Source organism: Pedobacter westerhofensis (genome assembly GCF_900182595.1).
GTDB classification, from domain to species: domain Bacteria; phylum Bacteroidota; class Bacteroidia; order Sphingobacteriales; family Sphingobacteriaceae; genus Pedobacter; species Pedobacter westerhofensis.
In genome coordinates, this window is record NZ_FXTN01000015.1 from 1 (window position 1) to 25,516 (window position 25,516).

A 25,516-nucleotide genomic window follows, 5' to 3' on the forward strand; every position below is an offset into this window, starting at 1 on the left:
CCAGAGCCGATGGTACTGCGGTAACACGTGGGAGAGTAGGTCGGTGCCAAATCTTAAAGAAAGCCTTTCAGGAAACTGAGAGGCTTTTCTTGTTTTAAAGGTTTTTAAACTATATCCTTCTTTTTAATTTTAGCAGTACAATCTTTCTTTCATTTTTGCGGGTTACTTCCATCAGCAATTGCCTGCCGTCCCTGTCCCTGAACATTTCAGTAAGTTCATTCAGCGTATAATGCTCTATACCTTTAAAATCAACGGTCAGGATTTCATCTCCCGGGTAAAGCCCTGCTGTTTCTGCCGGTGAACCTGGCTCTATTCTGCTGATATAATAGTGGTCTTTAGGCGATTTCAGTACATAAATTTCCATACCAGACATATCATGATCAAATTTCTTTTGATAAGCATTGCTTTTCTTTAAATACAGTGCATCATTTTCGTAATCAAACGTCACTAAAAAGTGTTTCAGCACCTCGGCGCCCAGGCTCCCGTTTCTTGGTGTGCCTTCAAGATCTATCCTTTGTGAATCATATAAGGGGAAACCTGCCAATACGCTCTTAAACGTAAATTCCTGTAAATTAAGTGCATAGATCCTGCCCATATTGCCAGTAATTTCCCCGTTAATACCTACGCCTAAATTTGCCGGTATCGTACGATCAGGTAATGGAAAAGGGCGGTCGCCCATCGCCTCCAGCATCAAAGGGTGACTGGAACCGTTGTCCACCAGCAAAGTTACCTCGGTTTTAGTGAGCGAATCTACGCTGATCTCCGCTTGTATATAAGGCTTCGCATTGATTATACGCAAGGGTATCTTTGTGCCTTTTATTTTAAACTTTGTATTGGGTGCATAAAAGGTGATTTTATTGGAGGAGTAATTGATCCGGACCGCGAAACTTTTAAAGAAGTAATATCCAAGTATTCCATGGATCTTAATACCAAGGTAAGATGACAGATCAAAGATATCTTCTTTGAATATAGCAGCAGGAATGTTTTTAATTTCTGATTTTCCAACCCTTGCAGTAATGTTTCTGGTTAATATTGCTTCTATATCTTTTCCCAGCCCGTATCCCTGGATTTTATAGGTCTGAAACTTTTTAACGTTCAAAATCTTTAAAAAAGCAGTATCGGTTATAATCATTTGTCCAACGCCGGTGTCTAGAAGAAAATTATATGGGCCCTTGTTGTTGATGTAGACAGGTATTACAATCAGATTTTTGATTCTCAGAAAATCAATGACATCCTTTTTTCGCTGTCCATCCAGTTTGAAGGATTGCGCACTGGCGGAAGTGCTGAGATGAATGGACACAAGAATAATCACTACAATGAGAAATATTGACTTTAATCGCTTGAGTTGATTTAAAGGCCAGCCCATGTTCATGATATTGAATATGCTTTCTACCCAATTCAGCTCACAAAAATACATTGTTACCGAATGTCGCTGTGAACTAATAATGTTTAGAAGGATACTTGGTTAGAATTCCTGATTGAATATACGAATATTAAAAGGCTTCCGGATATTGAAAAAAACATATTCATGTTATAGCTTGATATATGGGTAATTTGGCTATCTTTGGGCATCAATAAAGACATAAACATTTGATACAAACGTAACAAATGTCACAATATTCAGGTGTCTATATCGGTGGTGTCCACCTCTTCCCATTCCGAACAGAGAAGTTAAGCCCACCAGAGCCGATGGTACTGCGGTAACACGTGGGAGAGTAGGTCGGTGCCAGATCTTAATTAGGCTGCTTCATTAATTTGAAGCAGCCTTTTTTCTTATGGTTGCAGGTATATAAACCTGATGTAAAACAATTACAAATCCTCCCTTTACTAAAAAGAATATAGCTAGTTTTGCCGCCGTTAATACAACTAAAAGACAATATGCCATCATGAAATTAGCTATTAATGGTTTTGGTAGGATAGGCCGGGTATTTTTACGTGCCGCGCTGGAGAAAGATATCAATGTAGTAGCCATCAATGACCTTGGTGATCCGGCTACGCTTGCACATTTATTTAAATACGATACCGTGCACAGGGGTTTTAAGGGAGAAGTTTCATTTGATGAAGAGGCTTTGGTAATCAATGGGAAAAGGATCCTGGTTTTTAGGGAATCGCAACCATCAAAGTTGCCCTGGGCTACTTTGGAAATAGATCTGGTTTTAGAATCTACAGGTAAGTTTACCACAAGGGCAGGGGCTTCACAGCATCTTGAAGCAGGGGCAAGGCAGGTGATCATCTCAGCACCAGCTGACAAAGATATTCCTATGTACCTGCTGGGTGTGAACGATCAGGATATTGATCTTACTGCAGAAATCATTTCCAATGCATCCTGTACCACAAATAACGTAGCACCAATGCTGAAGATCCTGGATGACAACTGGGGGATCCTGGATGGCTATATCACCACTGTGCACTCGATGACAGGTGATCAGAACCTGCATGATGCACCGCATAAAGATTTGCGCAGGGCCAGAGCTGCCTCTGCTTCTATTATTCCTACCAGTACAGGTGCAGCGAAAGCAGTGACAAACATATTTCCTCATCTGGAAGGCAAGCTTGGAGGAGCGGGAATACGTGTTCCTGTACTGAATGGTTCGCTAACAGACTTTACCTGCATATTAAAGAAACCGACTACCATTGAAGAGATCAATGCGGCCTTTAAACATGCGGCTGAAAATGAAATGAAGAACGTATTGGAATATACCGAAGACCCGATTGTTTCAGTTGATATTCTGGATAATACGCATTCCTGCATTTTTGATGCGCTGCTGACTTCGATCGTAGGAGACCTCGTGAAAGTAGTAGGCTGGTACGACAACGAGTCAGGATATTCAGCAAGACTCATGGATCTGGTACTGAAGATCGCGGAGAAAAATCAGCAGGGCAGTTGAATTTGCAGAAAATGAATTTAAAGCGGCATTGATTAATTTTTCATTTAATAAGCTTACATGTGCTCAGGCTTCTTATATTTGGTGCAACGAACAAGTAAACGGTATGAACAGGGCTGATCTTTGGTATCTGTAGAGATATGAAGGATATAAATTCAGTCTATTTTACATAAATAAATATATAAGATGAAAACAGTTGACCAATGTGATTTTAAAGACAAGAAAGCTTTAATCAGGGTAGATTTTAACGTCCCTCTGGATAAGGATTTCAATATCACAGATGATAAAAGAATGCGCGCAGCTTTACCTACGATCACCAAAATTTTGAATGATGGTGGTTCTGTGATCTTAATGTCGCATTTAGGTCGCCCTAAAGGTGGCCCGGAAGATAAATATTCCCTTAAGCACATCCTGGGCGATTTGTCTAGAATGCTTGATCTTGAGGTGAAATTTGCAGATGACTGCATCGGCGCTGATGCTGCCGAAAAAGCGAAAGATCTGGAGCCGGGACAAGTATTGTTGCTTGAAAACCTTCGTTTCTACAAAGAAGAAGAAAAAGGTGATAAAGAATTTGCAGGTAAACTGGCTAAACTTGGTGATGTATATGTGAATGATGCTTTTGGTACAGCTCACCGTGCACATGCTTCTACATCGATCATCGCTGAATTCTTCCCAACTGAAAAATATTTCGGTTACCTGATGGCGGAAGAATTAAAAAATGCTGAAAAAATCAACAATAACGCTGATAAACCTTTTACAGCAATCATGGGCGGCGCAAAAGTTTCTGATAAGATTCTTTTGATCGAAAGCCTGCTGGATAAAGTTGATAACCTGATTATCGGTGGGGGTATGGCTTATACTTTCGCTAAAGCTCAGGGCGGTGAAATTGGTACTTCTTTACTGGAAGCCGACAGAATGGAATTGTGTTTGGAATTGCTGGAAAAAGCAAAAGCCAAAGGCGTGAACATCCTGCTTCCGGTAGATACCGTGATCGCTGATAAATTTGACAATGAGGCACAAAAGAAAAATGTAGACTCTGGTCAGATCCCGGCCGACTGGATGGGATTAGACATCGGCCCTAAATCTGTAGACCTGTTTACTGATGTGATTAAAAACTCAAAAACTTTATTATGGAATGGCCCGATGGGTGTTTTTGAAATGGCTAATTTTGAGCAGGGCACACGCGCTATTGCTGAAGCTGTAGTGGCGGCAACAAAAGAAAATGATGCTTTTTCACTGATTGGTGGCGGCGATTCTGCAGCTGCAATTGCAAAGTTTGGTCTTGAAGACGAAGTGAGTTATGTTTCTACCGGTGGTGGTGCTTTACTGGAGTATATGGAAGGTAAAGAACTACCGGGCGTAAAAGCAATTAACGATTAAAATAAGCAGAAAAATAGAATTTAGCTCAGATATTCAATGAGTTAAACCTCCAATTTTACCGGAATACGGACACTCGTCCAACTTAAAGGCCAATTCAAAATTGGCCTTTTTGCGTGTGTGGTGGGGAAAAATGGGGAAAATAGTATGTTGATAACTTTTTTGTGGTAGAATGTGGTAAAAAGTGGTAGAAGTATCTATTTTTACACTACATAAAAAGTGTAGATACTATAATGGTTCAATTGTTAGGAGAATTTGATTGTAAATTGGATGCCAAAGGCCGCATGATGGTGCCTTCGGGTCTGAAAAAACAATTGCCAAACGTTGACCAGGAGGGACTTGTGGTAAACAGGGGTTTTGAAAAACACCTGGTGATCTATCCCAAAAAAGTATGGGAAGATATCGTTGAAGAGCTGAGCAAACTCAATCAGTTTGAAAAAAAGACAAGAGAATTTATTCGTTTTTTTACAAGAGGTGCTACAGAACTGACCATGGATTCTGCCGGCAGGGTAAATTTACCTAAGTCGCTGCTCGAATATGCAGGCATTGATGCCGAAGTTGTGCTGGCCTGCCAGTTCAATAAAATTGAACTCTGGTCTAAGTCGGCCTATGATAACTTCATGGACAGTGAGCCTGAAGATTTTGCAAATCTTGCCGAAGAGGTGATGGGAAATAAAAGGAGGGTGGAAGATGGAGAATAATTATCATGTACCGGTACTGCTCAAAGAATGTATTGATGGCTTAAATATTAAACCCGATGGGGTATATGTTGACGTTACCTTTGGTGGCGGTGGCCATTCAAAAGAGATATTGAGCAAGCTGGGCAAAAATGGGATACTGATTGCTTTTGATCAGGACCCGGATGCACAGCGCAACAAGATAGATGATCCAAGGTTTTTGTTTGTGGATCAGAATTTTGCTTTCTTAAAAAATAACCTTCGTTTGCTGGGCTACAAACAGGTGGATGGCATACTGGCTGATCTGGGTGTTTCATCTCATCAGTTCAATGAGCCTGAACGTGGTTTTTCTACCAGGTTTGAATCTTCGCTGGATATGCGTATGGATAAACAGGGCAAGCTTACTGCTGCCGATGTGCTCAATACGTATCCTGAAGAAAAGCTACACAGGATCTTCGGTATCTATGGCGAAGTGAAAAATGCAAAATCACTGGCTAAATCGGTCGTGACTTTCCGTGCCAACCAGCCGATTGACACACTGGCAGATTTTAAACTTGCAGCAGCGGCCCACATCCCGAAAGGAAAAGAAAATAAATATATGGCACAGGTGTTTCAGGCTTTACGGATTGAAGTAAATGCCGAGATCGATGTGCTGGAAAGCTTTTTACTGCAATCTGCAGAAGTGCTGAGCACTGGTGGCAGGTTAGTAGTGATGTCTTACCATTCACTGGAAGACAGGCCGGTAAAAAACTTTATTGCAAAAGGTAAGATCAGGGGAGAAGCAGACAAGGATTTCTTTGGTAACGAAGAAAAGCCCTTTAAGGCCGTTACCCGTAAAGCTGTTGTGGCAGACGAAGAAGAACTCGAAAGAAACAGCAGGGCAAGGAGTGCCAAACTAAGGATTGGAGAAAAGCTATGAATAACCAGTTCAGGGAAGAGATAGAGGAAGAAGATGAATTACCGGAAGAACCGGTCATTAAACTGAAACCCAAAAAGGAAAGGGACACGGAGAGTACGAACCTTTTCTTTAAAAAGCTTTTCACTGAGGGTGCTGTATCAAAGGAATCTGCTACAGCAATGATGCCTTTCCTGATTTTCCTGTCGCTGCTCACGATGTTGTATATCGCGAACAGTCATATGGCAGTGAAAAACATCAGGGATATTGATAAACTAAATAAAGAAGTAAAAGAACTCAGCTGGGAATATAAGTCGCTCAAGGCAGACCTGATGTTCAAAAGCAAGTTGACAGAAGTAGCTAAAAAAGTTGATACGTTAGGCATAAAGGAGCTCACGGAGCCTCCAAAGAAAATTATTGTAAGCAGTGATGAACATTAGAGCTAACATATTATTACGTGTTTATTTGTCCTTCGGACTGATTGTACTGCTTGCCGTGGCAGTATTGATCAGATTATGCGATGTACAATTTGTAGAGGGGCATAAATGGCGTGCCATGGCCGATAGTCTCTCTACAAAGTATATCAATGTGGAGGCTGCCCGTGGTAATATCTACTCTAATGACGGTAGCCTCCTGGCCACATCTGTTCCTGAATATGAATTGCGCATGGACCTGTTTGCCGGTGGCATCAGCGACAATAAACTTTTTTACAGCAAGGTAGATTCACTGGGAATAAAGCTGTCGCAGTTTTTTGGTGACAAGACACCTAAGGAATATTCGCGCATGCTCCGCAGTGCAAGGGCAGACAGTGTGAGGTACCTGCTGATCAAGCGTAAAGTAAATTATCAGGAATTAAAGACTATCCGAACTTTTCCTCTATACAATATAGGAAAGTACAGTGGCGGCCTGATGGCAATCCAGCAAAATAAAAGAATTAAACCTTTCCAGTTCCTGGCTGCCAGGACAATTGGTTACAAGAATGAAAACGTAGCCAATGGTGTAGGTTTGGAAGGTGCTTACGGGAAATATATCAATGGTGAAAGCGGTAAACGCCTGGTACAGCGCATTGCCGGCGGTGTCTGGATGCCCGTGAACGACGAGGCTGAAATTGCACCAAAAGAGGGTGCGGATATCATCTCTACGATTGACATCAACATGCAGGACCTGGCACAAAGCGCGCTGGAAAAACAGCTGATACTGAGCGATGCAGACCACGGGACGGTCATCCTGATGGAAGTAACTACGGGTGAGATCAGGGCGATAGCGAACTATACGCAGGTGGCTCCGGGAGAATATAAAGAGACTTTCAATTATGCAATAGCGGGTAACCAGGATCCGGGATCTACTTTTAAAATAGCATCTTATATGGCTTTGCTTGAAGATGAAAAAGTTGATACCAATACCATGGTCAATACTGGTTCATACCATGTTCCGGGTAAAACGATCGTGGATTCTCACGGGAGTATTGGTGTGGTTACAGTGAAAAAGGCATTTGAAGAATCTTCCAATGCCGCAATTGCTGAACTGGTAAGTACACGGTATAAAGATGATCAGTCTAAGTTTACGGATCATTTGTACGAATGGCACCTGAACGAAAAAATGGGCCTGCAAATTCCCGGAGAAGCACAGCCGGTAGTGAAAAACCCAAAGAACAGGAGCTGGAACAAAAACTTAACCCTGCCACAGATGGCGTACGGATACGAGATGCAGCTGACACCTTTAAAGGTGCTTTCGTTTTATAATGCGGTAGCAAATAACGGAAAATATATCTCGCCGATTTTTGTGAAGGAAATACGCCGTTTGGGTAATCCCGTAGAGCAGTTTAAAGCAAAGGTAATCAATCCGCAGATCTGCTCAGAAAAAACACTGAGTAAAATGCATGCCATGCTGGAAGGTGTAATTACTGAAGGTACCGGAAAACTGATGGGCTCGCCTTTTTACAGGGTTGCCGGTAAAACAGGTACGGCACAGGTGGCCGATGGTAAAAACGGATACAAAGCCAAGAAAAGTTATCAGGCATCATTTGCAGGATACTTTCCGGCAGATAAGCCTAAATATTCGATTATTGTATGTATCAACGGGCCTAAGCACGGGTATTATGGTGCTACGGTTGCAGGGCCGGTATTTAAGGAGATCGCAGACCGGATTTATGCGAGCGACCTCGAGATGTATAACAACGTAGCGGATACGCACCTGGTAGGAAACACAAAAAGCCCGGAAGCGAAAGCGGGACAAAGCAAGGCGGTGAAAAAAGTATACAATGCCCTGGGAATAAAAACACTGTATGCTGCAAAGTCAGACTATTTCAACAGTGTGGATACGAGCAACGGGATTGTTTATGAAGAATATAGTTCTGTGAAAGGCATGATGCCGAACGTAGTGGGCATGGGATTGAAAGATGCCCTGTACCTGCTGGGCAATGCCGGATTAAAAACACGGATCAACGGAAGCGGAAAAGTAATGGCCCAGTCTATTCCTCAGGGAACTAAGATTGGTAAAGGTTTATTGGTACAATTAGCTTTAAGATAAAGATGCAATTGCAGGATGTTTTATATGGAGTAGCGATTACAAACCTGGTGGGCTCAACCAACAGGGAGATCAGCATGTTAACTTTCGACTCGCGCGAGGTACAGAAGGATGCTGTCTTTTTTGCTGTAAAAGGAACTTTATCTGATGGGCACGCTTTTATCAGCCAGACTATTGCTGCCGGTGCATCTGTAATTATTTGCCAGGATATGCCGGAGCAGAAAGATGCCGGCGTGACTTACATTGAGGTAGAAGACTCCAGTGTTGCACTTGGTATTATGGCGGCCAACTACTTTGGCAATCCATCTGCTGCCTTAAAGCTTGTAGGAATTACCGGCACAAATGGAAAAACAACCATTGCCACAATCTTATTCAAATTATTCAGAAGCCTGGGCTTTCATACCGGTATGATTTCTACCGTGCAGAACCAGATTGATGATGAGATCATTGCGGCCACACATACCACACCAAATCCATTGGCGCTGAACAAGCTGCTGAGGGATATGGTAACTGCAGGCTGTACACACTGCTTTATGGAAGTGAGTTCACATGCCGTAGTGCAGCACAGGATAGAAGGTTTAACTTTTGTAGGTGGGGTATTCTCTAATATCACGCATGACCATCTGGATTTCCACAAGACATTTGACAATTATATCCGCGCCAAAAAGGCTTTTTTTGATGATCTCCCAAAATTGGGATTTGCATTAACCAATGCCGATGATAAAAATGGAATGGTGATGCTGCAGAATACCAAAGCATCCAAAAAAACATATGCGCTGAAACAGCTTGCGGATTATAAAGGACGCGTTATCGAAAACAGGTTTAGCGGATTAAACCTCGAAATTGATGAAGTTGATGTGTTTTTTAAACTTGTAGGTTCATTTAATGCGTATAACCTGCTTGCAGCATATGGCACTGCCATGCTGCTGGACCAGGATAAAGTAGCGGTGCTGACGATTCTGAGCAACCTGAGCGGTGCTGAAGGACGCTTTGACTATGTGAGCAATGCAAAACAGATTATCGGAATTGTAGATTATGCTCATACGCCCGATGCTGTACAGAATGTACTGAGCACAATTCAGGATATCAGGAAAGGCACAGAGCAGGTGATCACGGTGATTGGCTGTGGTGGCGACAGGGATAAGACCAAACGCCCGGTAATGGCACAGGTGGCCTGCGACTGGAGCGACAAGGTGATCCTGACCTCAGACAATCCAAGAACGGAAGACCCGCTGGAAATCCTGAAAGAAATGGAAGCCGGGGTATCACCAACAAACAGACGTAAAACATTAACAATAGCCGACCGCAGGGAGGCCATAAAAACGGCTTGTCACCTTGCGCGTCCGGGGGATATTATCCTGATCGCAGGCAAAGGACATGAGAAATACCAGGATATAAATGGCGTGAAGCATCATTTTGATGATAAAGAAGTATTAACCGAACAATTAAACTTAATCAGCTGATGCTATATTATCTATTTGAATATTTAGACGCACACTATGAATTTCCCGGGTTAAGGTTATTCCAGTACATTACGTTCCGTACATCGCTGGCTATCATTATCTCGCTGATCATCACTACTGTATATGGCAGAAGGCTGATCAATTTCCTGCATAAAATGCAGGTAGGGGAAACGGTGAGGAATTTGGGCCTTGAAGGACAGATGCAGAAACAGGGTACCCCAACAATGGGTGGGCTCATTATTCTGGCAGGTATTCTTGTGCCTACAATTTTACTGGCCAATCTTACAAACGTTTATGTACTGCTGCTGATCGTAACTACCATATGGATGGGGGCGGTTGGTTTTGTGGATGATTATATCAAAGTATTCAAAAAAAATAAAGAAGGGCTGGCCGGAAGGTTTAAGATTGTTGGACAGGTAGGCCTGGCGCTGATCATAGGCTGGACGATGTACTTTAACCCGAATATCGTTGTAAGGAAAACAGTGGATGAAACGGTGGCAAGCAAAAGCAATGCGCCGATGGTACTGAGACAGAAAGGCGGTAAGTTCTACTATACGCAGGACGTGAAGTCTACGATTACAAACATCCCTTTCTATAAGAACAACGAGCTGGATTATGCCAAGGTGCTCAATTTCCTTCCCGGATCTGAGAAATATACCCTGCTGGTATTCATATTTTTTGTGGTGTTTATCATCACTGCGGTTTCTAACGGGGCGAATATTACGGATGGAATTGACGGACTGGCTACAGGTACGTCGGCAATTATAGGAATTACGCTCGGATTACTGGCTTATGTATCAGGTAATACGATGATGGCCGATTATCTGAATATACTCTATATTCCAAATTCGGGTGAACTGATGATTTTTGCAGGGGCTTTTGTGGGTGCCTGTGTAGGATTTTTATGGTACAATTCGTATCCCGCCCAGGTATTTATGGGCGATACGGGAAGTCTGGCTATCGGTGGGATCATCGCTGCCTTTGCCATCATGATCAGGAAGGAATTGTTAATCCCGATTCTGTGCGGGGTTTTCGTAATTGAATTGTTGTCGGTAATGATCCAGGTTTTTTGGTTTAAATATACGAAGAGACGCTTTGGAGAAGGCAGAAGGGTGTTCCTGATGTCGCCCCTGCATCACCATTATCAAAAGAAAGGATATCATGAGGCCAAGATCGTTACGCGGTTTTGGATTATCTGTATCCTGCTGGCTATTATCACGATCATCACTTTAAAACTGAGGTAATGGAAGGAAAAAGAATCGTTATACTCGGCGCCGGTGAAAGCGGAATTGGTGCGGCAATGCTGGCGCAGAAGCAGGGCTTTGAAGTTTTTGTTTCCGATTTTGGCGCAATTGCCGACAGGTATAAAGCTACGCTGATTGAGCTGAACATCGCATTTGAGGAAAAGCAACATACAGAAACACTGATCTTAAATGCGGATGAGGTGATCAAAAGTCCTGGGATCCCGGATACGGTAGCGATCATTAAGGGGCTGAAGAAAAAGAATATTCCGGTAATCTCAGAAATTGAGTTTGCCAAAAGATATACCACGGCAAAAACGATCTGCATTACGGGGTCAAATGGTAAGACCACTACTACGATGCTCACTTACCATATCCTGAAAAAAGCGGGCCTGAACGTTGGCCTGGCAGGAAACATCGGGCATAGCTTTGCAGCGCAGGTGGCCACGGAGAATTTCGACTGGTATGTCCTGGAGATATCAAGCTTTATGCTGGATGACATGTTTGACTTTAAGGCCGACATTGCCATACTGCTGAACATTACGCCAGACCATCTGGACAGGTACGATTATAAGATGGCGAATTATGCTGCATCCAAGATGCGCATCACGCGAAACCAGAAGCCAGAAGACCATTTTATCTACTGTGCCGATGACGAAGAAACACTAAAAGCATTGAAAAATGTGAAGGTAAATGCAACACAGAGCCCGTTCTCTATCCGTAAAAAGCTGGAAGGCGGCGCATATCTCGAAGGCAATAATATACATATCAACATTAATCCATTAGATCCATTAACCATGTCAATCTCAGAGTTAGCCCTGCAGGGCAAGCACAATATCTACAACTCAATGGCTTCGGGCATAGTTGCGAAAGTACTGGATATCCGCAACGCAACCATCCGTGAGAGTATGGGAGATATTAAAAATATCGAACACAGGTTGGAACATGTGGCTAAAATATCGGGTGTGGATTATATCAATGATTCCAAAGCTACCAATGTAAACTCTACCTGGTATGCGCTGGAAAGTGTAAATCCTGAGGTGATCCTGATCATGGGCGGTGTGGATAAGGGGAATGACTACGATATGTTGAAAGACCTGGTAAAGCAGAAAGTGAAAGCGATCGTTTGCCTGGGCAAAAATAATAAGCGGATTCATGAAGCTTTTGAAAATGATGTGGAAGTGATTGTAAATACTTTCTCTGCACATGAAGCCGTACAGGTGGCTTACCATCTGGCTACGAAAGGAAATACTGTATTATTATCTCCTGCCTGCGCAAGCTTTGACTTATTCAGAAACTATGAAGACCGTGGCAATCAATTTAAGATGGCTGTAAAAGAATTATAAAAATGGGTGCATTTCAAGTGCTGTTAGAGAAAACGAAGGGCGACCGCTGGATATGGCTGATCATAATCCTGCTTTCCCTGATTTCCATCCTTACTGTTTACAGTGCCACAGGAACGCTGGCCTATAAACAAGGGAAGACGGTGGAAAAAATACTGATCACCAAACACCTGATTTTTGTAGTGATGGGGATCGGTATGATCTATATTGCGCACTTGCTGGATTATAAATATTACGCCGGGATATCCAAGATCTTAATGATCATCACGATACCCCTGCTGTTTTATACACTGATTTTTGGAGCGAGCCTGAATGATGCTTCGCGCTGGGTGAAGATCCCGATTATCGGGCTTACCTTTCAAACCTCGGATTTAGCTAAACTGGCCTTGATTACGTTCCTGGCTCGGATGCTGACGAAAAAGCAGGAAAATATTAAAGATGTAAAAACTTCATTTATCCCGATCATGGGCTCTGTATGTGTGGTATTTATTTTGATTGCCCTGGCCAACTTGTCCACTGCATTGATGCTGTTTGGCGTAAGTATTTTACTGCTGATCATTGGCAGGATCAGTATCAAACAGATACTGACTGTTTGTGCGGGCGGTTTTGTACTGCTAATGTTTGTGGTTTTCCTTGGCCCAAGGCGCGAAACTTACAAATCGCGTATCAATTCATTTTTACACCCGGAACTACAGAATTCGGATAAGACCTTCCAGGCCGATATGTCTAAAATAGCACTGGCAACAGGTGGTTTCTTTGGTAAAGGGCCGGGAAACAGTACGCAGCGGAACTTCCTGCCGCATCCTTATTCTGACTTTATCTTCGCGATCATTGTGGAGGAATATGGCATTTTTGGGGCCATGATCATTATTGTGCTGTACCTGGTACTGCTGTACCGCTGTGTCAGGATCGTCACGCAAAGCCCCAAGGCTTTTGGGGCCCTGCTGGCCGCAGGACTGAGTTTTAGTTTAACTATACAGGCCTTTGCCAATATGGCTGTAGCGGTAGGTCTAGGCCCGGTAACGGGAGTTCCGCTGCCGCTGGTAAGTATGGGTGGTACATCGATGATCTTTACCAGTATTGCATTCGGTATTATTTTGAGTGTAAGCAGGGATGTGGAAGAAAATGGTAAGAAAGCACTGGAAGATATCGTTACCAAGAGTGAAAGCAACAGTAGAAAAGTAGTTATCGGTGATTTATCGGCAATTGCATAAATAAAAAAGAATGAGAGCAACAAGGATAATTATTTCAGGTGGAGGTACTGGCGGACATATATTTCCGGCCATCGCTATAGCCAATGCGCTAAGGCGGACAGAACCCGGCTGTGAAATATTATTTGTTGGGGCAACCGGAAGGATGGAAATGGAAAAAGTTCCTGCCGCCGGATACAGGATTGTGGGTTTAAATATAGCCGGCATACAGCGGGGCTCTATTGTGAAGAACCTCGGTCTGCCGTTTAAGCTGATGGGCAGTGTACAAAAGGCGATGAAACTGATCTCGGACTTTAAACCGGATGTAGTAGTAGGCGTTGGTGGATATGCCTCGGGGCCGGTCCTGTTTGCTGCTTCATGGAAAAATGTGCCTTACCTGATACAGGAGCAAAATTCTTATGCAGGGATTACCAATAAAAGGCTTGGAAAAAATGCTGCGAAGATTTGTGTGGCTTTTGACGGGATGGACGAATTTTTTCCTGCTGCCAATATCCTGAAGACAGGTAACCCTGTACGTAAGGATGTGGTGGATATTGAAAACAAGCACTTTCATGGGGCCGAATTGCTGAAGCTGGACCCACTGAAAAAAACGATCCTGGTAACGGGCGGAAGCCTTGGCGCAGGAACGCTGAATAAAAGCATAGAAAAACATTTGCAGGACTTTGTTGAGCAGGATGTTCAACTGATCTGGCAGACAGGTAAATATTATTACACAGGAATTATGGAACGCATCGGCCCAAATTTTCATCCGAATGTGCGTATCCTGGAATTTTTAAACCAGATGGATTTAGCCTATGCTGCCGCTGATGTGATCATTTCAAGGGCAGGAGCAGGCACCATTGCTGAACTTTGCCTGATTAAAAAACCTGTGATCCTGGTGCCTTCGCCAAATGTGGCCGAAGACCACCAGACAAAAAATGCTTTGGCATTGGTAAAGAACAATGCAGCAATGCTGATCAATGACCGCTCTGCCGAAGATACATTGGTTAAAGAAGCACTGGATCTGCTGAAAGATGAAGAAGGCTGCGAATTGTTAAGTGAAAACATTGGCAGGATGTCATTGCCCGAAGCTGATGAACTGATCGCTGCAGAAATTTTTAAACTGGCAGGAAAAGGAGGAATATAAAAATGGAACTGGAATTAATCAAACGCGTTTATTTTGTTGGTGTCGGTGGCATCGGGATGAGTGCGCTTGCGCGTTACTTTAAAAAACGCGGATGCCAGGTCAGCGGTTATGATAAAACCCGCACCGTTTTAACCTCAGTGCTGGAGGAAGAAGGAATACTGATCACCTATACGGATGCTTTGGCGTCGTTACAGGAAGAATATCTTGTTAAAAATGAAGAAACCCTGGTGGTTTATACGCCGGCTATTCCTAAGGATTCAATACTGCTCAATTATTTCCGCGACCAGGGATTTGATCTTCAGAAAAGATCGCAGGTGCTGGGAATCATCAGCAAGGGACAATTTTGTATTGCAGTGGCGGGTACACATGGAAAAACAACTACTTCCACCATCATTGCACACATCCTGACCGATACGGGTTACGGATGTACTGCTTTTCTGGGTGGTATTGCTACCAACTACGCCAGTAATTTCCTGATCGGGGACAATGATGTGGTTGTAGTGGAGGCGGATGAATATGACCGGTCTTTCCTGACGCTGCATCCTGATATCGCAGTGATCACGTCAATGGATGCAGACCATCTGGATATTTATGGCGATGCAGCTCAGCTGCATGAGTCCTTTTACCTTTTTGCAGGTCAGTTGAAAGAAGGCGGGACGCTGTTTGTTAAACAGGGATTGCCAATGACAGCAGGAATTACCTACAGTGCAGGAATGAACTCGATGGTGCAATCAGGTAATATCAGAGTTGAGAACGGTGATTTTGTATTTGATTATACGGATGCCGGGGTAACCATTACGGATATCAAATCGATGCTGCCGGGGAAACACAATGTGGAGAACACCACTGTGGCAATTGCGGCTGCATTGAGGCTGGGGATCTCTCCTGAAAAGGTGAAAGCCGCAGTGGCCAGTTTCAGAGGTGTGAAGAGACGTTTTGAATATATCGTTAGAGATGAGAAACATATTTATATAGATGACTATGCGCACCATCCTGAAGAATTGCGTGCCTGTTTTCATGCGGTAAGGCAATTGTACCCGGAGACAAAACTGACGGTGGTTTTTCAGCCGCATTTGTTTAGCCGTACAAAAGATTTTGCAGCAGAATTTGCAAAGGTGCTCAGTACCGTGGATGAACTGCTGCTGCTGGATATTTACCCGGCACGTGAGCTGCCGCTGGAAGGAATAACTTCTGCATGGTTATTGGATCAGATGAGCCTGGCTGAGTGTGCAATTTATACCAAAGATGAAGTGCTTGGCTACGTAACGGAGATGCAGCCGGAATTGCTCCTCACTGTAGGTGCCGGTGATATAGATACATTGATTCAACCGTTAAAAAATATTTTAACTCATGTTTAATAGGGTCAATTGGAAATTTGTTTTTAAATGTTTTGCCTGGCTGGTATGCCTTGGCGGAATAGTGACCTTAATGAGCTTTGTTGAGGTAAAAAAACATACAGTCCTTTGTACCAATATCAAGATTCTTATTCCCGGAGCAGATAATTTTATTGAAAGAGAAGAAATAGATGCCATATTAAAACAGAGTGAAGGCCAGCTGATCGGGCGCAGCCTGGAGGGTATTAATCTGAATGCGATTGAAGAGAAAATCAAGGCTAATCCATACATCGCCTTATCTACGGTTTACGCTGATATGGATGGGGTTATACATATTGAAATCAGTCAGCGACAGCCCATCCTGCGGATCATTAATGCCGGTGGACAAGACTATTATATCGACCGTAACGGGTTAAAAATGCCGGTTTCTCCCAACTTTACCGCCAACGTACTGGTGGCAAACGGGCACATCCTGGAGCATTTTAGCGGCAAGGTTGATACGCTGATCACCAAAATGGCGGCAGACTTATACAAAACGGCATTATTTTTGAAAAAAGATACATTATGGGACGCACAAATTGAACAGATATTTGTTAATGATAAGGATGATATTGAACTGGTGCCAAGAGTGGGCGACCAGCGCATTATCCTGGGCACAGCAGATTCACTGGATACCAAGATGACTAACCTGCTTGCCTTCTACAAAAAAGCAATGCCCCAGGTTGGCTGGGATACCTATAAAACTATTAATATCAAGTATTCAAATCAGATCGTTTGTGAAAAGAACAATCCGGATTCACTGCGCCGTGCAATGGGAGCTGCTACAGCATTTAAACCAACCATGGCAGCAGCAAAGAAGGTAATGGATTCACTTGTGAAAGCGGAAATCGCTTCGGAACTGCATAATAATCCGGATGAAAATGAGATCATGACTACTGTCCCGGATGAAAATTTTGCTCCCGTGGTAGCTGCAGCTGTGCACAAACCTGAAGTGAAGAAGGTGGAAAAACCAGCGGCAAAAGCACCTGAGCTGAAAAAGGCTGTAGCAAAACCGGTAGCAAAAAGCAGCTGGAAACCCGAAGCTAAAAAAACTGAAGTAAAAAAGGCTGTTGTAAAGCCCGAGGTAAAGAGTACCTGGAAGCCTGAAGCGAAAAAGACGGACAAACCAGCGGCGGCTAAAACAGAAGAAAAAAAGACAGTAAAGCCAGCGGGAATAAAAAAGGCCGCTGCAAAACCCGAAGTTAAAAGTTCGGCAAAACCGGCAGCTGATAAAGCAGCAGTAAAAAAGACGGTGAAACCAGCTGAAGAGAAAAAGACAGTGAAGCCGGCTGAGCTGAAGAAACCTGCAAAGGCGCATACATCGGCCATGCCAGAAATCAGATGGATAAAACCAGTGACAAAGGCAGCAAAACCAGCGGATAAAAAAGATACCAAGAAAAACAAATAGTATATAATTCGACAAATAGATATAGTTATGGGCAAAGAAAAAACTACCGTTCAATCTCCGATAGTAGTGGGATTAGATATCGGTACCACTAAAATCTGTGTGATAGTTGGTCGCAGAACACAGCATGGGAAAGTTGAGGTTTTGGGTATAGGCAAAGCAGAATCTGCGGGAGTAACCCGTGGTGTAGTTTCGAATATACAAAAAACTGTACAGGGTATTTCACAGGCTGTTGAACTGGCAAGCGGCCAGTCTAACGTGGAGGTACGTGTAGTAAACGTTGGTATTGCCGGTCAGCATATCAAAAGTTTGCAGCACCGTGGAATCCTGACAAGGAGGGAGCTGAATAACGAGATCAGTAAAAAAGACCTGGATAAGTTAATTGATGATATGTTCAAACTGGTTATGCCCCCGGGAGAAGAGATCATCCATGTACTGCCACAGGAATTTACTGTTGATAACGAGCCGGGCGTAAAAGACCCGATCGGAATGGCTGGTGTACGACTGGAAGCTAATTTCCACATTATCTCCGGACAGGTTACTGCAGTAAAGAACATCATGAGATGCGTAAGCAATGCCGGCTTGCAAACTCAGGAGCTGATACTGGAGCCTCTTGCCTCTTCTGAATCTGTATTGAGCGAAGAAGAGAAAGAAGCAGGGATTGCTCTGGTAGATATCGGTGGTGGTACTACTGATATTGCGATCTTCCACGAAGGTATTATCCGTCATACTGCTGTGATTCCTTTTGGCGGAAACAGTGTTACTGAAGATATCCGTGAAGGTTGTTCTGTAATGCGAAATCAGGCCGAGCTGCTGAAAACCCGTTTCGGGTCGGCACTGGCAGAAGAAAATAAAGAAAACGAAATTATCTGTGTACCCGGTTTAAGGGGCAGAGAGCCAAAAGAGATTTCTGTAAAGAACTTAGCGTATGTGATCCAGGCCCGTATGGAAGAAATCATTGAGCATGTTTATTACGAGATCAAATCTTCTGGTTATGAGAAGAAGCTGATTGGCGGTGTAGTGATCACAGGTGGTGGAGCATTGCTGAAACACCTTTCACAGCTGGTAGAATATGTGACTGGTTTGGATTGCCGTGTAGGTTATCCCAACGAGCATCTGTCCAAGTATGAAGATATGCCAAAGACCATATATGACGACCTGAAAAGCCCGATGTATGCGACGAGCGTTGGCCTGCTGATCAAAGGGATCCAAAAAGCTGAAGAGCTGATGGAAGAACTGAAGCAGCCGGGAGTGTATGTGGAAAAACCATCGGCTGATAAGGCAAAAGTAAAACGCCCGGGAGGTGGATTGTTTGATAAGTTACTGGCTAAGACCAAGGACTTTATCAAAGATGACATGAACGTAAGCGATGAGGACTATATAAAACCGTAATATTTATCAACAAAGCGCGACTTTTCCACATTACACACAATTGTGGATAACTAGTGTGGAAAAAGTGTTAATATTACGTTGAGAGATGAACAGGTAGAACCAATTTTTAAGTAACTGATTCATAAATATATGTATTTTGAAATGTTAAAAGATAAGTCATCAATCATCAAGGTAATTGGTGTTGGTGGCGGTGGTGGTAATGCGGTTAACCATATGTACCGTCAGGGAATTGCAGGTGTAGACTTTATTATTTGTAACACTGATGCGCAGGCATTGGAGTTTAGTCCTATACCCAATAAAGTACAGCTAGGTGCAAGTTTGACCGAAGGAATGGGCGCAGGCTCGATTCCCGAAGTTGGAAAAAATTCGGCTATAGAAAATATAGACGATATCAAAAGCATGTTGGGCAGTACCACAAAAATGTTGTTCATCACTGCCGGAATGGGCGGTGGAACAGGTACAGGTGCCAGTCCGATCATTGCCCAGGCAGCGAAAGAACTGGATATCCTGACTGTTGCGATCATTACTACGCCTTTCTCATTTGAAGGAAAGCGCCGTAAGATGCAGGCCGAAGATGGTTTGGATGAGCTCAAAAAATATGTGGATTCTTACCTTGTAATCTCTAACGACAGGTTGCGTGAGATATTTGGAAACCTGACGCTGGGCTCTGCCTTTGCACAGGCCGATGATATCTTAACTACCGCGGCAAAGGGTATTGCAGAGATTATCACTGTTCCGGGATATATCAACGTGGATTTTAAGGATGTGCGTACGGTAATGAAAGACAGTGGTGTATCGATCATGGGCAGCTTTGCCTGCGAAGGCGAGAACAGAGCGCTAATGGCTGTTGAAGGTGCCCTGGCATCACCATTATTAAAAGATAACGAAATTGAAGGTGCAAGATATATATTGCTGAACATCAGTTCTGGTTTACGTGAAGTAACAATGGACGAGGTGGCGATCATCACAGACTACATACAGGACAAGGCAGGTTTATCTGCTGATCTGATCTGGGGTAACTGTATTGATGAAAACCTGGGCGATAAATTATCGGTGACGATTATTGCTACCGGATTCCAGACTACGGAACAACGTGCGAAGGACAAACAGAATGTAAAGAAAATATCTTTGCTGACCCCGGAAGAAGCCCCACTGGTAAAACCACTGGAGCCCGTAAATTCTTTTATCGAGCCTAAAGCAGGTATTTCTGCTGAGCCGGTAATGAAACTGAAAGAAGACATCAAGCAGTCTGATCTTTTTGGCGACATGTACAGCAATAACAAAGGAAGACAAGCTGAAGAGCCTGAAAGTGCCATGATCAGGCATACGCTGGTTGAAGAAGAAAGTCCGGCTGCCGAAGCAAAACAGGAAGCTGGAATTGATTTTGAACTGAAAGTATCTGAAACGGATTTTGTTTTTGAAACCCCTAAATCCAACTATGTTGAACCTGTTGCACAGGTACAGGAAGAAGAAGTTGCAGAACCGGGACTTGATGATGATAAAAGCGATGAATCGATAGCAGATCAGCTGCAGAAGTCCAAAGAAAGGATTATGCGTCTGAAAGACCTGAGCATGAAACTGCGTACCACCAATGGTTTGCAGGAAATGGAGAATGAACCGGCTTATAAACGCAAGCAAATGCAATTGCAGCAGGTACAGCATTCTTCAGAGTCGCAGGTATCAAGATTTACATTAAGCAATGATGAAGACGGAGGTACTGAGATCAGGCCTAACAATTCATTCCTACACGATAATGTTGATTAATCCTTTCTAAATTTTTAACAGAAGCCTTAACAAATTATTTGTTAGGGCTTTTTTTGCATTTATAAATGCTGTTGTGGCAGATAATAAAGTATACTAAATTAGTAGACCTTGTATATCAGCTGCAGAAAGCTTAAATTCGCACCAAATAAGAAAACTTAAATACAGTAACATTGGATATTTTTGAAAAGATAGCAAAGCATATGGGCCCTCTTGGGCAACACCAAAAGTGGTCACATGGATATTTTTCCTTCCCAAGACTGGAGGGAGAAATTGCTCCGCATATGAATTTTCGGGGTAAAGAACACCTGGTCTGGAGTTTAAATAATTATCTGGGTTTAGCTAATCATCCCGAGGTAAGAGAGGCAGACAAGAATGGTGCTGCTGATTTCGGTATGGCCTATCCAATGGGTGCCAGGATGATGTCCGGGAATTCTAAATACCATGAGCAGCTTGAAACTGAACTTGCCGCATTTGTAGGTAAACCGGATGCTTTCCTGCTGAACTTTGGATATCAGGGAATGGTATCAATTATTGATTGCCTGGTTGACAGAAACGATGTTATTGTATATGATGGCGAAAGCCATGCCTGTATCATTGACGGCCTTCGCCTTCATTTGGGCAAACGTTTTGTGTATAAACATAATGATATTGATAGCGCCCGCAAACAACTTGAACGTGCTACCAAACTGGTAGAACAAACCGGCGGAGGTATCCTTGTGATCACTGAAGGTGTGTTTGGGATGTCTGGTGCGCAGGGAAAGATCAAGGAGATCATCGACCTTAAAAAGGAATTTAATTTCCGCCTGCTGATCGACGATGCCCATGGTTTTGGTACAATGGGTAAAACAGGTGCCGGAACGCATGAAGAACAGGACAGCATAGAGGGAGTAGACATTTATTTTGCAACCTTCGCCAAGTCGATGGCCGGTATCGGTGCCTTTGTAGCCTCTACAGAGGAGATCACCAATTTCCTGCGGTATAACATGCGTTCACAGACCTTTGCTAAGGCATTGCCTATGCCTATGGTAATTGGCTTGCTCAAACGCCTGGAGCTGCTTAAAAACAATCCTGAACTGAGAGAACGCCTGTGGCATATTGCTACTACTTTGCAAAAAGGATTGCGCGACCGCGGATTTGACCTGGGCATTACCGATACAATGGTTACGCCCGTATTTTTGAAAGGCGAGCTGCAGCAGGCTACAGCACTTACCCTGGATCTTCGTGAAAATTATGGAATTTTCTGCTCTATAGTAATCTACCCTGTAATCCCGAAAGGTTTGATTGAGCTGCGTTTGATCCCAACAGCGATGCACACCATTGAGGACGTAAACCGTACTCTTGAAGCATTCAGTGCAATTGCGGAGAAGTTAAATAGTGGCCACTATAATGATAATCAGTTTATCTCGAAATAGTTTAGGTACGCTGCATAAAAACGCCCTTTAATCATGATTAAGGGGCGTTTTTTATTGTCCTTGTTTTTCATTTGCTTAATTACCAGCCCAATAACTCCGATTTTATACGAATTTTGTGGATAACCCGCGTTTTTGTGGAAAAAAAGGAGGTTTAAGGCGTTTTATTTCTTAAACTAATTTTTCGTTTATTAGAATAATCCGCTTACATTAGTAATTAAGTATTAATCAAACCTAAAATATAAACCAAAAGGTAATTAGAATGAAAAAATTTGATGACTTAAAAAAACTTGTGGATTCATTGGAAACCGATGCAGACAAGTTTTACAACAAGGCCAACAGTGCTGCCGGAACGCGTGTCCGTAAAGGAATGCAGGATCTTAAAAATATAGCTCAGGCTATACGTTTAGAGATCCAGGAAACAAAAAATAAAGAAGCTTAACCAATTTCTTTTGATTTGATAACGCCCCGGTATGAACGGGGCGTTTTTCGTTTGCGCCCAGGAAGGGCAGCATCTTATGGCCTTATCTTTTCGATTTGGGCAGCAATCTCCTGGTTTAAACCAGCAGAAGCGGGTACAAGTGGTAAACGTACGTAGTCACCGCAGATACCAAGTTGTTTTAAAGCAGCTTTAACGCCTGCCGGATTGCCTTCTGCGAACATCAGGCGTGTAAACTCTACCAATTGCAAATGCAATGGCTGAGCGGCTTTAAAATCGCCTTTAAGAGAAAGCCTGATCATTTCTGACAGCTCAAACGGCAGCGCATTCCCTACTACGGAAATCAGACCTGCCCCGCCTAAGGCGATCATTGGCAGTGCTACAGGATCATCACCAGAGATCAGCAGAAAATCTGCAGGTTTATCTCTCATAATCTGGTTAAACTGGTCAAAACTTCCCGATGCTTCTTTCGTGCCTATAATATTTTTAAAGTCATGCGCCAGCCTGCATGTTGTCTCCGGACTTACATTACTGGCCGTGCGGCCGGGTACATTGTATAACAGCACATCCATATCAGTAGATTCACTGATGGCTTTGTAATGCTGATAAATTCCTTCCTGTGTTGGTTTATTGTAATACGGGCTGGCAGAAAGTATGGCGTCATAACCATTACGGTCAAAATCTTTGATCGATTCTATTACTTCTGCTGTATAATTTCCGCCGATACCTGCTACAAGAGGTACCCGTCCGTTATTTATTTCTGCTGTATATGCCCAGATCTTCTTCTTCTCTTCCTTGCTGAGTGTTGCCGACTCTCCTGTGGTACCCAATGATACCAGGTATTCTACCTTTCCGTCGATCTGGTAGTTGATCAGTTTCTCTAAACCGTCGTAATCTACCGACCCATCTGCATTAAATGGTGTAACCAGTGCTACACCCGTTCCATGGAATCTGTTCATTTTTATTTAACTTTTTACTTCAATAGCTCTAATAAATCTTCCTCCGAAATCAGGGGAATATTCAGTTTCTGGGCTTTCTCCAATTTAGAAGGCCCCATATTATCACCGGCAACCAGATAGTTCAGTTTCGCAGAGATGCTGCTCAATATCTTCCCGCCGTTGCTTTCTATGATCTCCTTCAGCTCTTCTCTGCTGTGATTTTCAAAAACCCCCGAAATTACGAATGTTTTTCCAGTTAATTTGTCACTTTGCAGAGTAATCACTGTGTTTATTGCTTCAAATTGTAATCCATAGGATTTCAGCAGGTTAATTTGATCAGTGTGGGCGGGATTACTAAAGTATTCGATGATGCTTTCTGCAATCCGCTGTCCGATCTCGTCAATCGCAGTAAGCTCTTCCGCTGAAGCGGCAATCAGGTTATCTATATTTTTTGTCCCGATGGCAAGTTTCCTGGCCACAGTTTCGCCAACATAGCGTATACCCAGGCCAAAAAGCACCTTTTCAAAAGGCATTTCTTTGGAGAGTTCTATGCCTTTCAGCATATTCTCTATCGAGCGCTCACCAAACCTCTCGATATTTTTAAGCTCCTCGGCTTTATCCTTAAGGATATACAGGTCGCTGATATGTTTTACAAGTCCCCGCTGATAAAAAGATTCTATTGTTTCATCTCCCAGTCCGTCGATGTTCATCGCTTTGCGCGAAATAAAATGCTGGATCTTTCCAACAATCTGGGGAGGGCAGGCTTCATCGTTAGGGCAGTAAAATGCTACTTCGCCTTCGTTACGGATGAGGGCAGTGCCGCACTCGGGGCATTCCGTCGGATAGATTACCCTTTTGGCGCCCGGTGCACGTTTATCCAGGTTCACATTCATGATCTTGGGGATGATCTCTCCGCCTTTCTCCACCATTACGGTATCACCAACATGCAGGTCAAGCCTTTCTATCTCGTTTGCATTGTGCAGAGTTGCCCGCTTTACCGTTGTTCCTGCCAGCAGTACCGGTTTTAAATTGGCTACAGGCGTAACCGCACCTGTTCTGCCCACCTGGTAGCTCACGCGTTCCAGTACTGTTTCTACTTCTGCGGCTTTATATTTGTAAGAAATTGCCCATCTGGGTGATTTAGCCGTAAACCCAAGTTCCTGCTGCTGCGAGAAACTGTTTACCTTGATCACAATTCCGTCAATGTCGTAAGTCAGCTTAAAGCGCTGCTGTTCCCAGTAGTGGATAAACTCCAGGACTTCCTCAATGTTGCTGCTCAATTTAGTATCCTGCGATACATGGAAGCCCCATTTTTTCAGTGCTTCAAGGCTTTCCCAATGCGTTTTAAAATACTCTTTTTCTGTATTCCAGGAATAGAAGAAAGCATCCAGCGGCCGTTTTGCCACCTCTTTCGGGTCCTGCATTTTTATTGTCCCCGAGGCAAAATTACGGGGATTGGCATATGAAAGCTCGCCCAGTTCTTCCCGCTCTTTGTTCAGTCTTTCAAATGCGGCCCTGTGCATCAGGATCTCGCCGCGTATTTCAAACAGGGGAGGGGCATCTGCTTTTTTAAGGTGATGCGGGATATTGCTGATTGTTTTTACATTGGAGGTCACATCATCACCTTTGGTTCCGTCTCCGCGTGTAACTGCCCTTGAAAGGTTGTTATTCTCATAGGTGAGGCTGATGGATAAGCCGTCAAACTTGAGCTCACAAACGTATTCGAAATTTTCACCTATAGATTTTTTAATACGCTCATCAAAGTCGCGCAGGTCCTGCTCATTATATGTGTTGCCCAGGGACAGCATTGGCCATTTGTGCTTGACGGTCACAAAGTTCTTAGTGATATCACCGCCCACTTTAAGTGTAGGCGAATCCGGATCTGCAAACTCAGGGTGTTCTTTTTCGAGCCTGCTGAGTTCTTCCAGTTTTTTATCAAACTCATAGTCGGCGATGGTAGGCATCGCCAAAACATAATAATTGTAGCTGTGCTGGTTAAGTTCCTTAACCATGGCATCCATAGTGTCCTGAATAGAAGATTGTGACATGACG

At 43.4% G+C, this 25,516-nt stretch carries 20 protein-coding genes and 1 rRNA gene; 18 read left to right on the forward strand and 3 right to left on the reverse strand.

Features of this window, described 5'->3' with window-relative positions; genetic code table 11:
• Positions 1-109: 109 nt before the first annotated feature.
• Positions 110-1,366, reverse strand: coding sequence for an aspartyl protease family protein (locus FN831_RS24290; RefSeq protein ID WP_185960597.1), 1,257 nt, complete (start codon positions 1,364-1,366; stop codon positions 110-112).
• Between the two features lie 254 nt (positions 1,367-1,620).
• On the opposite strand from FN831_RS24290, the gene rrf reads away from it, so the two are divergent.
• From rrf to FN831_RS24380, 18 genes are all read left to right on the forward strand, one after another.
• Positions 1,621-1,732: ribosomal RNA gene (gene rrf, locus FN831_RS24295) — 5S ribosomal RNA — on the forward strand.
• A 154-nt stretch (positions 1,733-1,886) separates the two neighbouring features.
• Positions 1,887-2,888 (forward strand): type I glyceraldehyde-3-phosphate dehydrogenase, encoded by a 1,002-nt coding sequence (gene gap / locus FN831_RS24300; protein ID WP_185960598.1) that lies wholly within the window; start codon positions 1,887-1,889, stop codon positions 2,886-2,888.
• 183 nt (positions 2,889-3,071) lie between these two features.
• Entirely contained in the window at positions 3,072-4,265 is a 1,194-nt protein-coding gene (locus tag FN831_RS24305; protein WP_142530818.1) for a phosphoglycerate kinase, read from the forward strand.
• Positions 4,266-4,495: 230 nt separating this feature from the next.
• Positions 4,496-4,963, forward strand: coding sequence for a division/cell wall cluster transcriptional repressor MraZ (gene mraZ / locus FN831_RS24310; RefSeq protein WP_142530819.1), 468 nt, complete (start codon positions 4,496-4,498; stop codon positions 4,961-4,963).
• Positions 4,953-5,858 carry a 16S rRNA (cytosine(1402)-N(4))-methyltransferase RsmH gene (rsmH, locus tag FN831_RS24315; RefSeq protein WP_142530820.1) on the forward strand — a complete coding sequence of 302 codons (906 nt, stop codon included), beginning with the start codon at positions 4,953-4,955 and terminating at the stop codon, positions 5,856-5,858. Before mraZ ends, rsmH begins: the two co-directional genes overlap by 11 nt.
• Positions 5,855-6,274 (forward strand): FtsL-like putative cell division protein, encoded by a 420-nt coding sequence (locus FN831_RS24320; RefSeq protein ID WP_142530821.1) that lies wholly within the window; start codon positions 5,855-5,857, stop codon positions 6,272-6,274. Before rsmH ends, FN831_RS24320 begins: the two co-directional genes overlap by 4 nt.
• The gene (locus FN831_RS24325) at positions 6,264-8,363 is read left to right on the forward strand and encodes a penicillin-binding protein (RefSeq protein ID WP_142530822.1); all 2,100 of its coding nucleotides are present in this window, start codon (positions 6,264-6,266) and stop codon (positions 8,361-8,363) included. Before FN831_RS24320 ends, FN831_RS24325 begins: the two co-directional genes overlap by 11 nt.
• Before the next feature lie 2 nt (positions 8,364-8,365).
• On the forward strand, positions 8,366-9,823 hold the full coding sequence (locus tag FN831_RS24330; protein ID WP_142530823.1) for a UDP-N-acetylmuramoyl-L-alanyl-D-glutamate--2,6-diaminopimelate ligase: 1,458 nt from the start codon (positions 8,366-8,368) through the stop codon (positions 9,821-9,823).
• The gene (gene mraY / locus FN831_RS24335) at positions 9,823-11,067 is read left to right on the forward strand and encodes a phospho-N-acetylmuramoyl-pentapeptide-transferase (RefSeq protein ID WP_142530824.1); all 1,245 of its coding nucleotides are present in this window, start codon (positions 9,823-9,825) and stop codon (positions 11,065-11,067) included. Before FN831_RS24330 ends, mraY begins: the two co-directional genes overlap by 1 nt.
• Positions 11,067-12,410: a UDP-N-acetylmuramoyl-L-alanine--D-glutamate ligase gene (gene murD, locus FN831_RS24340; RefSeq protein WP_142530825.1), complete on the forward strand. Its 1,344-nt coding sequence runs from the start codon at positions 11,067-11,069 to the stop codon at positions 12,408-12,410. The genes mraY and murD overlap by 1 nt, the downstream gene beginning before the upstream one ends.
• Before the next feature lie 2 nt (positions 12,411-12,412).
• Positions 12,413-13,621: an FtsW/RodA/SpoVE family cell cycle protein gene (locus FN831_RS24345; protein ID WP_142530826.1), complete on the forward strand. Its 1,209-nt coding sequence runs from the start codon at positions 12,413-12,415 to the stop codon at positions 13,619-13,621.
• 10 nt (positions 13,622-13,631) lie between these two features.
• Complete coding sequence (murG, locus tag FN831_RS24350) at positions 13,632-14,744, forward strand: undecaprenyldiphospho-muramoylpentapeptide beta-N-acetylglucosaminyltransferase (protein WP_142530827.1); 1,113 nt, start codon at positions 13,632-13,634, stop codon at positions 14,742-14,744.
• 2 nt (positions 14,745-14,746) lie between these two features.
• Positions 14,747-16,102 (forward strand): UDP-N-acetylmuramate--L-alanine ligase, encoded by a 1,356-nt coding sequence (murC, locus tag FN831_RS24355; RefSeq protein ID WP_142530828.1) that lies wholly within the window; start codon positions 14,747-14,749, stop codon positions 16,100-16,102.
• Positions 16,095-17,525 (forward strand): cell division protein FtsQ/DivIB, encoded by a 1,431-nt coding sequence (locus tag FN831_RS28305; protein ID WP_262711902.1) that lies wholly within the window; start codon positions 16,095-16,097, stop codon positions 17,523-17,525. Before murC ends, FN831_RS28305 begins: the two co-directional genes overlap by 8 nt.
• 27 nt (positions 17,526-17,552) lie before the next feature.
• On the forward strand, positions 17,553-18,914 hold the full coding sequence (ftsA, locus tag FN831_RS24365) for a cell division protein FtsA (protein WP_142530829.1): 1,362 nt from the start codon (positions 17,553-17,555) through the stop codon (positions 18,912-18,914).
• A 129-nt stretch (positions 18,915-19,043) separates the two neighbouring features.
• Positions 19,044-20,678, forward strand: coding sequence for a cell division protein FtsZ (ftsZ, locus tag FN831_RS24370; RefSeq protein WP_142530830.1), 1,635 nt, complete (start codon positions 19,044-19,046; stop codon positions 20,676-20,678).
• 170 nt (positions 20,679-20,848) lie between these two features.
• A complete protein-coding gene (locus tag FN831_RS24375; protein WP_142530831.1) occupies positions 20,849-22,090 on the forward strand; it encodes an aminotransferase class I/II-fold pyridoxal phosphate-dependent enzyme in 1,242 nt (413 codons plus the stop codon).
• Positions 22,091-22,349: 259 nt separating this feature from the next.
• A complete protein-coding gene (locus tag FN831_RS24380; RefSeq protein ID WP_142530832.1) occupies positions 22,350-22,529 on the forward strand; it encodes a histone H1 in 180 nt (59 codons plus the stop codon).
• Positions 22,530-22,603: 74 nt separating this feature from the next.
• Here FN831_RS24380 and dapA read toward each other — a convergent pair whose 3' ends face one another.
• Positions 22,604-23,485: a 4-hydroxy-tetrahydrodipicolinate synthase gene (gene dapA / locus FN831_RS24385; RefSeq protein ID WP_142530833.1), complete on the reverse strand. Its 882-nt coding sequence runs from the start codon at positions 23,483-23,485 to the stop codon at positions 22,604-22,606.
• A gap of 14 nt (positions 23,486-23,499) precedes the next feature.
• The gene (gene ligA / locus FN831_RS24390) at positions 23,500-25,512 is read right to left on the reverse strand and encodes an NAD-dependent DNA ligase LigA (RefSeq protein ID WP_142530834.1); all 2,013 of its coding nucleotides are present in this window, start codon (positions 25,510-25,512) and stop codon (positions 23,500-23,502) included.
• Positions 25,513-25,516 lie beyond the last annotated feature (4 nt).

Coding starts and splice junctions, on each gene's coding strand:
- FN831_RS24290 (WP_185960597.1), bottom strand. CDS start 1,366: ATGGGCTGGCCTTTAAATCAACTCAAGCGATTAAAGTCAATATTTCTC.
- gap (WP_185960598.1), top strand. CDS start 1,887: ATGAAATTAGCTATTAATGGTTTTGGTAGGATAGGCCGGGTATTTTTA.
- FN831_RS24305 (WP_142530818.1), top strand. CDS start 3,072: ATGAAAACAGTTGACCAATGTGATTTTAAAGACAAGAAAGCTTTAATC.
- mraZ (WP_142530819.1), top strand. CDS start 4,496: ATGGTTCAATTGTTAGGAGAATTTGATTGTAAATTGGATGCCAAAGGC.
- rsmH (WP_142530820.1), top strand. CDS start 4,953: ATGGAGAATAATTATCATGTACCGGTACTGCTCAAAGAATGTATTGAT.
- FN831_RS24320 (WP_142530821.1), top strand. CDS start 5,855: ATGAATAACCAGTTCAGGGAAGAGATAGAGGAAGAAGATGAATTACCG.
- FN831_RS24325 (WP_142530822.1), top strand. CDS start 6,264: ATGAACATTAGAGCTAACATATTATTACGTGTTTATTTGTCCTTCGGA.
- FN831_RS24330 (WP_142530823.1), top strand. CDS start 8,366: ATGCAATTGCAGGATGTTTTATATGGAGTAGCGATTACAAACCTGGTG.
- mraY (WP_142530824.1), top strand. CDS start 9,823: ATGCTATATTATCTATTTGAATATTTAGACGCACACTATGAATTTCCC.
- murD (WP_142530825.1), top strand. CDS start 11,067: ATGGAAGGAAAAAGAATCGTTATACTCGGCGCCGGTGAAAGCGGAATT.
- FN831_RS24345 (WP_142530826.1), top strand. CDS start 12,413: ATGGGTGCATTTCAAGTGCTGTTAGAGAAAACGAAGGGCGACCGCTGG.
- murG (WP_142530827.1), top strand. CDS start 13,632: ATGAGAGCAACAAGGATAATTATTTCAGGTGGAGGTACTGGCGGACAT.
- murC (WP_142530828.1), top strand. CDS start 14,747: ATGGAACTGGAATTAATCAAACGCGTTTATTTTGTTGGTGTCGGTGGC.
- FN831_RS28305 (WP_262711902.1), top strand. CDS start 16,095: ATGTTTAATAGGGTCAATTGGAAATTTGTTTTTAAATGTTTTGCCTGG.
- ftsA (WP_142530829.1), top strand. CDS start 17,553: ATGGGCAAAGAAAAAACTACCGTTCAATCTCCGATAGTAGTGGGATTA.
- ftsZ (WP_142530830.1), top strand. CDS start 19,044: ATGTATTTTGAAATGTTAAAAGATAAGTCATCAATCATCAAGGTAATT.
- FN831_RS24380 (WP_142530832.1), top strand. CDS start 22,350: ATGAAAAAATTTGATGACTTAAAAAAACTTGTGGATTCATTGGAAACC.
- dapA (WP_142530833.1), bottom strand. CDS start 23,485: ATGAACAGATTCCATGGAACGGGTGTAGCACTGGTTACACCATTTAAT.
- ligA (WP_142530834.1), bottom strand. CDS start 25,512: ATGTCACAATCTTCTATTCAGGACACTATGGATGCCATGGTTAAGGAA.